Origin of the sequence: Variovorax sp. WDL1 (assembly GCF_001541225.1) — a bacterium.
Classification (GTDB): domain Bacteria; phylum Pseudomonadota; class Gammaproteobacteria; order Burkholderiales; family Burkholderiaceae_C; genus Variovorax.
This window is the reverse complement of record NZ_LMTS01000092.1, coordinates 35476-45207: the sequence shown is the minus strand read 5'-3', so window position 1 is coordinate 45207 and position 9732 is coordinate 35476. Positions and strand designations below refer to the sequence as shown.

Here is a 9732-nt window from a genome sequence, read left to right as displayed (position 1 = left end):
TCTTTCACTTGAGTGACTGCATGTACTCGATGAGCGCGGCGCGCTTCTTCGGGTCGTCCTGGAAATAGGCCATCGTGCTGCCGGGCGCGACGGCCTGGGTGTCGGCAAGCCACTTGTCGAGCAGCGCGCGGTTCCAGGTCTTGCCCTTCATCGCGTCGAGGTACTGCTTCGAGTAGGTGAAGCTCGGGCTGGCCGCGGCCGGTTTGCCGAGCAGGCCGTAGAGGTTGGGGCCGACGCCGTTCGGCTCGCCCTTGCCGAAGCTGTGGCATTGCGTGCAGGCGTTCTGAGCCAGCCGCTGGCCGGGCGACTGGGCCTGCGCGTGGTGCACGGCGAGCACGAGGAAAGCAGCGAGCGGGAGCAGCAGCGAGGTCTTCATGCGGCGCTCCTTCCCTCGGCATGGGCCGCGTTCGCCGCACGGTAGGCGAAGGCGATGATCGGCCCCAGCGTCGCACCGCCGGCCCAGTAGGCGCGGCCCGAGGCCGAGGCCACGCAGTTGCCCACGCCGTAGAGGCCGGGGATCGGCTGCTCGCGGGCGTCGAGCACACGGCCGCTGGTGTCGGTCTTCGGGCCACCCTTGGTGTCCAGCGTGCCGGCGACCACGAGCGCCGCGTAGTACGGGCCGGCATCGGCCAGCGGCCACATGGTCGGATTGGTGCGGCCGGGCTCGGCCTTCACGTCGCCATTGAAGAGCTGCTCCACCACGCGCTCGCCGCGCTTGAAGTCCAGGTCCTTGCCAGTCTTCGCGAACTGGTTGAAGCGTGCGATGGCGGCCTGCAGGTTGGGCAGGAACTCAGGCGCCAACCGGGCGCCGCCGATGGCGCTCGCGTACCTGGCGAAGCGCTCGTCGATGCCGCGTGCCAGCTCGGCCAGTGTCGCGCCCTTGATCACATGGCGGTCGTCGGTGCCGGGCGGCACGATCAGCCTCCCGTACTCGGCGCTGGCCGAATTCTGCTGCGAGCGCTCGTCCCAGACCGCAATGCGCACGAGGTCGGGGTACTCGGCCTTCGCGCCGTCCCATTCGAAGAAGGTCTGCGCCAGCTCGTTGTACTGCAGCTTCTCGTTGACGTTGCGATGGCCGTACTTGTTGACGAAGAGCATGGAGTCGCCGGCCACCGAGAACATGCCGGAAATGGAGCCGTCCTTCGCGATCGCCTTCTCCAGCGGGATCGGGCAGGTCCAGGCGTAGTTCATGTTGCGCAGCTGCGCGCCCAAGGCACCGGCGATCGGCACGAAGTCGCCTTCGTTGCTGGGTGCCGCGCAGCCGCCGAAGATCGGGCCGTTGAGGAAGTTCCTGCGCAGCTCCACGTTGTGGGTGAAGCCGCCGGTGGCAAAGATCACCGCCTTGCGGGCACGCAGGCGCACGGTGGCATCGAGCTCGTCCTTTGCCTCGACGCCGATCACGCGGCCGCTCTTGTCCTGCAGGATCTTGGTGACGCGCATGCCGGTGCGGATGGGGATGCCGTCCTGCCTGGCCTTGGTTGACAGGGTGCGCACCGCCACCAGGCCGCCGTCCGACATGCTGGGGATCGCGTCCCTGGGCACCAGCACGCGTCCCTTGGGCGCCTTGTTCTCGGGCAGCTCGGCGAAGTAGTCGGGCACGTCGGCCACGTGTCGATACGGCAGCGCGCCCTTGGACGCAAGCAGCTCGGCCGCGGGGGATGCGCTGTCGTAGAAGGCGGCGCACATGTCGTACTCCCACTGCGTGAAGCCGTAGCGCGGATGGTTCGGGTCATAGCCTTGCGGGTTGGACAGGCGTGCCACGTACTTCAGGAAGTCGGGCTTGGGATCGGCGATGCCCGCCTTCTTCATGGCCTCGTTGTTCGGCACCCAGTACCAGAACGCGGCCTTGGCGGTGGTGCCGCCGATGCTGCCGGCCTTCTCCAGGATCACCGCGCTGTTGCCCTGCCAGCGCGCGAACAGCGCCGAGGCCAGGCCGCCGCAGCCGCTGCCCGCGACCACGATGTCGTAGGTGGCGTCGAAGGCTGGGGCCGTTGCTGCGTCGGCCTCTTGCGTCGCGAGCCCGAGGGTCGCTGCCGCGACGGCTGCCGAGCCCGCGCCGGCTTGCTGCATGAACCGCCGGCGCGGGTTGGCGCCGGCATCGGACCGGCTACGGTCTGCCATATGTGTCTCCTCAAGAAGGAAGCGAAGCTCAGAAGGACGCGCCGCAAGTGCGGCGCGTTATCGTCTTAAAAACTCACCGGGATCTCGGGGCTCTCGCCCTTCTGGATCTCGTAGACGAGGCTCGGCGAGCCGTTCTCCCACACCAGCAGCATCGAGCGCTTGGGGCTGAAGCCCTGGTGGCGGCAGTAGGCGGGCATGGCGGCCATGTCGCCGGCCTTCATGATCACGCGGGCCATGGGGCGGCCGGTGTTCTTGTCGCCGCAGTCCCAGTGGATCTCGTCGGTCATCTGGAAGAACCACTCGACGCGGTCATTGCCGTGGATGATCGGCAGGATATGCTCCTCCGTCGTCGGGCACATGAAGCTGTGCTTGACGACCGAGGTGAAGCTCGGGTTCCATGTGACCTGCGAGCGGCTCAGGAAGCCGAACAGGTTGAAGGCATGGACCTCGTTCTCGAAGCCGGGCTCGGGATGCAGCTCGGGTTGGCCTTGCGGCACGTCGGCGAAGGCGCGGTTCACCGGCGCGCCGGTGTCGTCGCTGCGCAGCCGGAGGTCGTCCTTCAGGCCGACGCAGCGCTTGGCAAGCTCGCGGGCGCGGGTGATCTTGGCGGTGTTGTTGCCCTTCTTGCGGCCGTAGGGCGAGCCGGTTTCCTGCGGCGCGGAGAACGGATCGAAGCTCTCGTTGGTCCAGTCGTCGAGCATGGCCTCGAAGGTGGCGCGGATCTGGGCGGTGGGGAAGTTCTCCAGCAGGTCGATGCCGGCCTCCTTCATGGTGCCGTTGTAGCTGCCGGCGTAGAGGTCGACCGACTGGTAGTGGTTGACGGTGCCGACCACGTCGTCGAAGTTGACCCAGCCGTAGAAGAAGCCCCAGGCGACGTCGCGCATGAGGGCGCGCAGGTAGTTGCCGGCGTCCATCGTGTGGCTCATCGGGCGGCCGTCCTTGGTCTTCCACGTGATGTGGGCGAAGTACTCGTCGCGACGGAAGCCGAAGCTGCCGAGGGTGAATTGCTTGTAGCCGAGTGAGGCATCGGGCTGCGACGCGATCACATTGGCGAGTTCGGCGGGTGCGTTCATGGTTGGACTCCTCGGGGTTCGGTTCAGTGGGTCTGGCAGATATCAGCCCACTTCTCGACGGAGAGATCGCCCTTGCAGGTCTGCAGCACGATCACGCCGGGCTCGCCGACGCTGCGGAACTGGTAGGCGGTGTTCTTCGGCAGCAGGCCCTGGTGTCCGCGCGTGAGCTTCATCCAGCCCATCTTCTGGCCCTTGGGTTCGCCCTTGACGAGCAGCGCGCCATTCTTGTTCTCATCCGCGACGGCCTGGGAAGGGTCAAGCTTGACCAGGTGCACGTCGACCTCGCCGTCCATGACGAGCGCGAACTCGTCATGCGCGCAGGTGTACCAGGGCGAAGTGCCTTCGGCACGCAGCGTCTCGAGCACGTAGATCTGGTTCTGGCCGAATACGACCTTCTCGTAGGGCTTGCTCTTGCTCGCGATGTCGAAGCAGTTGGACATCGCGTAGTGCTTGACGTCGTCGTCGATGGGCTCGACATGGCCCTTCTCGTAGCTCTTGAGCGAGCCGAAGCGGGTCTGGTAGGCGGTGGCTGTCATGGGCTTGTCTCCTTCGGTCATCGGGCAGCGCCGTGCTGCGATGGGTGAACTGTAGGAAGCCGGGCGCCTCTTCGGTAGGCCTTGGATGCGGGCCGCATTGTTCGGTGGATCCGGTCAATCGGCAGGGTTTTCCCTCGGTTGGCCGCCGAGCGACAGGGAAGGCTAGGCGTCGGCAATCAGGTCGGCGGGAAGCAGTCCCTGCTCGACCATCGCCGCGTCCCAGGGCGCCACCCGCGTGAACGCCGCCGTGATGTGCTCGATGAAGAGCTTGAGCTTGAAGGCGTTGCGCGAGGTCCCCGCATAGACCGCATGGAGCGAGAACGCAGACAGCTGGTGCTCCGGCAGCACCACCTGCAGTTGCCCCCGCAGGATCGGATCGCCAGCCACCAGTGTCGGCAGGCACACGATGCCGGCATGCTCCAGCGCATATTCGCGCAGCAGGTGCACGCTGTTCGTCAGCAGGGCCGCGGTCATGTAGATCGTCACCTGCTCGCCCTCGTGGTGGAAGGTCCACCGGTCTCGGCTCGGATAGCCCGAGTAGAGGCCCAGCCGGTGCTTGTGCAGGTCGCGCGGCGTCAGCGGCACGCCGTTTGCGCGCAGGTACTCGGGCGTGGCGCAGAACACGCGGCGCACGGGGAACAGCGGGCGCGAGATCAGCTCGGTCGAAGCAGCCGGAAAGATCTGCAAAGCGCAGTCCACGCCTGCCTTGACTGGATCGACCACCGCGTCGCTCACGATCAGCTCGAGATGAATGTCGGGATAGCTGGCCTGGAAGGCGCGCAGCACCGAGGCCAGGTGGCCCAGCACGAAGCCGGTGAGCGCATGGATGCGCAGGATGCCGGTCGGGCCGGCACGTGCGCCGCGCATCTGGTCCATGACGTCGTGGGCCCGGCCCACGAGCTCGGTGCAGTCGCGCAGGAAGGCCTGCCCGACATCGCTGAGCCGCACCACGCGCGTGCTGCGGTGGAACAGCGGCGCGCCCACATGCTCCTCGAGCTGCTTGACCCGCGCGGTAACCACCGACTTGGCGACGCGCATCTGCCGGGCGGCCTCGGCGAAGCTCTGCGTCTGCGCAACCCGCACGAATGTCTCTATGTTTTCAAGTCGGTCCATGGCCCGCAATGTAGCGGCCGCACGCGGCGTGCGCCCTTGGGGGCGGTGCTAACCTCTGCCCATGTTCAATCCCACCCAAGAGGAAGTGCGCCGCTTCTTCTGCGATGTCTACGCGAAGAGCCGGCAGGGCCTGCCGATGGAGGCATTGGAGATCATCGCCAGCCGCTGGATCGACGAGCACCCCGAGTACCACGCCGAACTGGTCGACGCCGAGGCTGCGGTGGCGCGCGTCTACGACGGCGCCGACGGGCGCGAGAACCCTTTCCTGCATCTCTCGATGCACCTGTCGATCAGCGAGCAGTGCTCCATCGACCAACCGCGAGGCATCCGCCAGGCAGTCGAGCTGCTGGCTGCTCGGCGCGACTCGCTGCTCGATGCGCACCACGAGGCGATGGAGTGCCTCGGGCAGATGATGTGGGAGAGCCAGCGCGCCGGCCGGCCACCCGACGGTGAGGCCTACGTGGCCTGCGTTCAGCGCCGCGCCACGCGCGTCTGAGCCTTTCCGCTCTCGCGCAGCAGTGCGATCAGCGCCTCGCGCGCGGCCGACGGCTCGGCGTCGGTGCGCAGCAGCAGGCCTACCGGTTCCTCGGTGCCCGCGGTGTCGACCGCCAGGCGCACCAGCTGGCCGCTGGCGAGGTCGTCGCGGGCAGCGCCGATGGGCGTGAACCACACGGCGTCCGAACGCAGCAGCAACGCGCGAGCGACCGAGAGATCCAGCGTCTGCGTCCCATGCGCAGGCAGGCGCAGGCCCAGACCCGACAGGAAGCTCTCGGTATGGTGGCGCGGGATCGTGCCCTCGCCGTAGATCACCAGCGGATAGCGCAGCACGTCCTGCACCGAAGGCGCGGCCTCTGACAAGGGATGGCCCGCGCGCGCGACCAGGGCGAGGGGCTCGGTGTAGAGCAGCTCGAAGGTGAGGCCGGCCATCAGCTGCGGATCGCTCATGCGGCCGGCCACGAGGTCCAGCTCGCCGGCGCGCAGCGCATCGAGCAAGGGGCCGTTGGCGCCGGTCTGCACCTGCACTTGCACCCGGGGCAGACGCTCGCGCAGCGCGGCCAGCGCCGCCGGCAGCAGGGAGGGCGCCACGCTGGGCAGCGCGCCGATGCGCAGGCGTTGCAGGCGCTCGCCTGAAGCCGGCATCAGTGCCTCGGCGCTGGCATCGAGCGCCTCGAGCACGCGCAGCGCGTGGGCGAGCAGTTGCTCGCCCACGACCGTGAAGCCCTGGATGCCGCGCCGCCCCGCGCTGCCGCGCTCCACCAGCCGGGCGCCGGCCAGGGCCTCGAGCTCGGCCAAGGTCTTCGACACCGCCGGCTGGCTCAACGCCAGCCGCTCGGCCGCGCGCGCCAGATGGCGCTCCTGCGCCACTGCCACCAGGCAGCGCAGGTGCCGGAGTTGCACATTGCGCAGGAAGGTCTCGGACTTGGCAGCCATTCAATTACCAATGCTTATGAAAAAACGCAAGAACGTCAATTTACATCAGCAACGCGCATGAATAGAGTGATGCATTCCCACGAACCCGGAGACAAGTTCATGAGCTCTTCCGCTCCCCCGACCGGCGCGCTGCCCACCCTGACGCCGCGCGACTGGGCCAGCCATCCCTCGTACGTCTATTCCGGCTACAAGTCGACCGCCAAGCGCGGGCCGCAGCAGCCGCTGATTCCGCTGAAGGCCTCGCTCGGCGAGCTGCGCCAGCCGGTTTACGGCCACAGCAGCATCGGCGAGTTCGACAACGACCTCACACGCAATGCGCGCAGGAACGGGGAGCCGCTGGGTGAACGCATGATCCTGACCGGCCAGGTGCTCGATGAGCGTCGCCGCCCGGTGCGCAACACGCTGGTGGAGCTGTGGCAGGCCAATGCCTGCGGCCGTTACGTGCACAAGGTGGACCAGCACGATGCGCCGCTGGATCCCAACTTCCTCGGCGCCGGCCGCTGCCTGACCGACAACGAGGGCCGCTACCGTTTCCTCACCATCAAGCCCGGCGCCTATCCGTGGGGCAACCATCCCAACGCCTGGCGGCCGCAGCACATCCACATTTCGCTGTTCGGCCAACATTTCGCGAGCCGGCTGGTGACGCAGATGTACTTCCCGGGCGATCCGTTGCTGCAGTACGACCCGATGATCACCGGCACGCCGGAGAAGGTGCGCAACCGGCTGATCGCCGATTTCAGCCTCGACGTCACCGAAGAGGGCTATGCGCTCGGCTACGTGTTCGACATGGTGCTGCGCGGCGCCGACGAGACGCCTTTCGAAAACCGCTGAAGCCCTGGAGACACGCATCATGATGAGCGCACTCGAAACCAACTTCGGCCAGACCCCTTCGCAGACGGTCGGCCCCTACTTTGCCTACGGCCTCACGGCGACCCAGTACGGCTACGACTTCGACCAGCCCTTCGACGCCGTGCTCGCACTCGACAACGCGCGCGGCGAGCGCATCCGCATCGAGGGCCGCGTGATCGACGGCGACGGCAAGCCGATCGATGACGCGCTGGTGGAGATCAGCCAGCCCGACGGCACCGGTGCCTACCCGCAGTCGGTGGAAGACGCGCAGGCCATCGGGTTCCGCGCCTTCGGCCGCGCGGGTACCGGCACCGATTCGCAGAAGCGCTTCGTGTTCCATACCGTCAAGCCAGGCGCCGAATCGCCCGGCGAAGCGCCGCATGTCAACGTGATCGTGCTGATGCGCGGCATGCTGCTGCACGCCTTCACCCGCATCTACTTCAGCGACGAGGCGACGGCCAACGCCGAGGACAAGGTGCTGGCCAGCGTGCCGGCGCAACGGCGCCAGACGCTGGTGGCGCAACGCAGCGAGATGGGCGGGCAGGTCACGTACCGCCTGGACATCCATATGCAGGGGCCGAACGAGATGGTGTTCTTCGATGTTTGAGCTATAGAAGCGCTGCGCCTGAAAAAGCAAAAAGCCCGCTGCTGCGGGCTTTTGCCTGAGAGCGGCGCCGCTCTATCTGGTGCGGTGGATGCGCGACTCGGGCACCGTCTTGAGCTCGCCGGGCAATGAGCTGATGTAGCTCGCCAGCTCCTTCAGTTCGGCGTTGCTGAACTTCTTGGCCTGCTGGCTCATCACGCCGTTGGAGCGGCCGATCTGCAGGTGCTTCTCGATCTTGTAGGACTTGAGCGCGACGTAGAGGTAGTCGGCGTGCTGGCCGGCCAGCTTGGCGACGGTGCCGTCGTTCGGGGTGTTGAAGTTGGCGCCGTGGCACTTGGTGCAGGCGTTGTCCTTGTCGCGCGAGATGAGGGCCTGCACGCGCTCGCTGGGCTGCGCGGCAACGGCGGCCGGTGGCGCATCGCCTTCCTGGACGCCGAGTTGGCTGTAGTAGGCCGCGAGATCTGCAATGTCCTGCTCGTTCAGCGAGTCGGCGATGGCGCGCATGGTGGGATGCTTGCGGTCGCCGCCCTTGTAGGCAGCGAGAGCCGAGACGAGGTAAGTGGCGCTCTGGCCCGCGATCATCGGGACCTTGTGAACTTCAGGAAAGCTGGCTTGATAGCCGACGATGCCGTGGCAGCCGATACACATCGCCACCTTCTTCGAACCGTTTTCGGCATTGCCGGTGATCTTCTGGGCTTGGGCGGAGACCGTCACGCAAGCGACAGCGAGGGCAAATACCGCGGACAACAACTTGTTCATTTTGCGCGCACAATCTCGTGGAGAACTGGTTTTCAAGTCAACATTTGATTATATGCGGGGGCTCCCGGCAGTCCCGTGCGTGAGGCACTCGGGCGTTGCGCGACGCAGATGAATGGAATGTTGGGTCCTTCATCCACCCCCTTTCTGCTCCACGCCATCCATGAAATTCAAGGGCTCCGACAACTACGTCGCCACACAGGATCTGATGCTCGCGGTCAACGCGTCTATCGCGCTCAAGCGCCCGCTGCTCGTCAAGGGCGAGCCCGGCACCGGCAAGACGATGCTCGCGGAAGAGGTGGCCGGCTCGCTCGGGTTGCCGCTGCTGCAGTGGCACATCAAGTCGACCACCAAGGCCCAGCAGGGCCTCTACGAATACGACGCGGTGAGCCGGCTGCGCGACTCGCAGCTGGGCGACGAACGAGTGAAGGACATCCACAACTACATCGTCAGGGGTGTGCTGTGGCAGGCCTTCACCGCCGATGAGCCCGTTGCGCTGCTGATCGACGAGATCGACAAGGCAGACATCGAATTCCCGAACGACCTGCTGCGCGAGCTCGACCGCATGGAGTTCTACTGCTACGAGACGCGCCAGTTGATCCAGGCGAAGCACCGGCCAGTCGTCTTCATCACCTCCAACAACGAGAAGGAGCTGCCCGACGCCTTCCTGCGCCGCTGCTTCTTCCACTACATCAAGTTCCCCGACGCCGAGACGATGAAGAGCATCGTGGCGGTGCATTTCCCCGGCCTCAAGCAGGAGCTGCTGGCTTCTGCGATGAAGACCTTCTACGACGTGCGCAACCTGCCCGGCCTGAAGAAGAAGCCTTCCACCTCCGAGCTGCTCGACTGGCTCAAGCTGCTGGTGGCCGAGGACATCCCGCTCGAGGCGCTGCAGAGCAAGGACGACAAGGTCGCCGTGCCGCCGCTGGTGGGGGCGCTGCTCAAGAACGAGCAGGACGTGACCTTGTTCGAGAAGCTGGTGTTCATGCAACGCCACAATCGATGAGCGAAGGCCGCCCGTCCACCCGCCAGTTGCTGTTGCTGGGCGTTGCGCAGGCCGTCCTGTTCGTCCTGGGCGCGGTGCTGGGTCGCTGGCTCGGCATGGCCCTCGGGCTTGATGCCTTCGGTCCCGGGGGCTACAGCAACGATGCGATCTTCGGCATCCTGCTGATCGGCCTGGGCGGCGGCGCCGGCGCGCAGCTGGCAAAGGCTTGGTTCACGAAAAGGTACGGTTCATCGAGGAGTTAGC

At 66.4% G+C, this 9732-nt stretch carries 12 protein-coding genes; 5 read left to right on the top strand and 7 right to left on the bottom strand.

Annotated elements, in window-relative coordinates; translation table 11 throughout:
• Positions 1–4: 4 nt before the first annotated feature.
• The 5 genes from APY03_RS13350 to APY03_RS13330 all read right to left on the bottom strand — a co-directional run bounded on the left by APY03_RS13350 (position 5) and on the right by APY03_RS13330 (position 4843).
• Complete coding sequence (locus APY03_RS13350) at positions 5–376, bottom strand: c-type cytochrome (protein WP_068677565.1); 372 nt, start codon at positions 374–376, stop codon at positions 5–7.
• Positions 373–2121: an FAD-dependent oxidoreductase gene (locus tag APY03_RS13345; protein ID WP_083944329.1), complete on the bottom strand. Its 1749-nt coding sequence runs from the start codon at positions 2119–2121 to the stop codon at positions 373–375. The genes APY03_RS13350 and APY03_RS13345 overlap by 4 nt, the downstream gene beginning before the upstream one ends.
• A gap of 65 nt (positions 2122–2186) precedes the next feature.
• Positions 2187–3194, bottom strand: coding sequence for a hydroxyquinol 1,2-dioxygenase (locus tag APY03_RS13340; protein ID WP_068677563.1), 1008 nt, complete (start codon positions 3192–3194; stop codon positions 2187–2189).
• A 23-nt stretch (positions 3195–3217) separates the two neighbouring features.
• Positions 3218–3730, bottom strand: coding sequence for a hydroxyquinol 1,2-dioxygenase (locus APY03_RS13335; protein WP_068677561.1), 513 nt, complete (start codon positions 3728–3730; stop codon positions 3218–3220).
• 162 nt (positions 3731–3892) lie between these two features.
• Positions 3893–4843, bottom strand: coding sequence for a LysR family transcriptional regulator (locus APY03_RS13330; RefSeq protein WP_068677559.1), 951 nt, complete (start codon positions 4841–4843; stop codon positions 3893–3895).
• A 61-nt stretch (positions 4844–4904) separates the two neighbouring features.
• Here APY03_RS13330 and APY03_RS13325 point away from each other — a divergent pair, with 61 nt between their 5' ends.
• On the top strand, positions 4905–5339 hold the full coding sequence (locus tag APY03_RS13325; protein WP_068677557.1) for a DUF1841 family protein: 435 nt from the start codon (positions 4905–4907) through the stop codon (positions 5337–5339).
• On the opposite strand, the gene APY03_RS13320 is transcribed toward APY03_RS13325, so the two are convergent.
• Positions 5315–6274, bottom strand: coding sequence for a LysR substrate-binding domain-containing protein (locus APY03_RS13320; RefSeq protein ID WP_068677555.1), 960 nt, complete (start codon positions 6272–6274; stop codon positions 5315–5317). The genes APY03_RS13325 and APY03_RS13320 overlap by 25 nt on opposite strands.
• A gap of 99 nt (positions 6275–6373) precedes the next feature.
• On the opposite strand from APY03_RS13320, the gene pcaH reads away from it, so the two are divergent.
• Positions 6374–7105, top strand: coding sequence for a protocatechuate 3,4-dioxygenase subunit beta (gene pcaH, locus APY03_RS13315; protein ID WP_068677592.1), 732 nt, complete (start codon positions 6374–6376; stop codon positions 7103–7105).
• Positions 7106–7121: 16 nt separating this feature from the next.
• A complete protein-coding gene (pcaG, locus tag APY03_RS13310) occupies positions 7122–7730 on the top strand; it encodes a protocatechuate 3,4-dioxygenase subunit alpha (protein ID WP_068677590.1) in 609 nt (202 codons plus the stop codon).
• Between the two features lie 72 nt (positions 7731–7802).
• Here the strand turns inward: pcaG and APY03_RS13305 are convergent, their stop codons facing one another.
• Complete coding sequence (locus APY03_RS13305; protein WP_068677553.1) at positions 7803–8486, bottom strand: c-type cytochrome; 684 nt, start codon at positions 8484–8486, stop codon at positions 7803–7805.
• Between the two features lie 160 nt (positions 8487–8646).
• Between APY03_RS13305 and APY03_RS13300 the strand changes: the two genes are divergently transcribed.
• Both APY03_RS13300 and APY03_RS13295 read left to right on the top strand, forming a co-directional pair.
• Entirely contained in the window at positions 8647–9489 is an 843-nt protein-coding gene (locus APY03_RS13300) for an AAA family ATPase (protein WP_068677551.1), read from the top strand.
• Entirely contained in the window at positions 9486–9731 is a 246-nt protein-coding gene (locus tag APY03_RS13295) for a hypothetical protein (protein WP_068677549.1), read from the top strand. Before APY03_RS13300 ends, APY03_RS13295 begins: the two co-directional genes overlap by 4 nt.
• Position 9732: the final 1 nt, after the last annotated feature.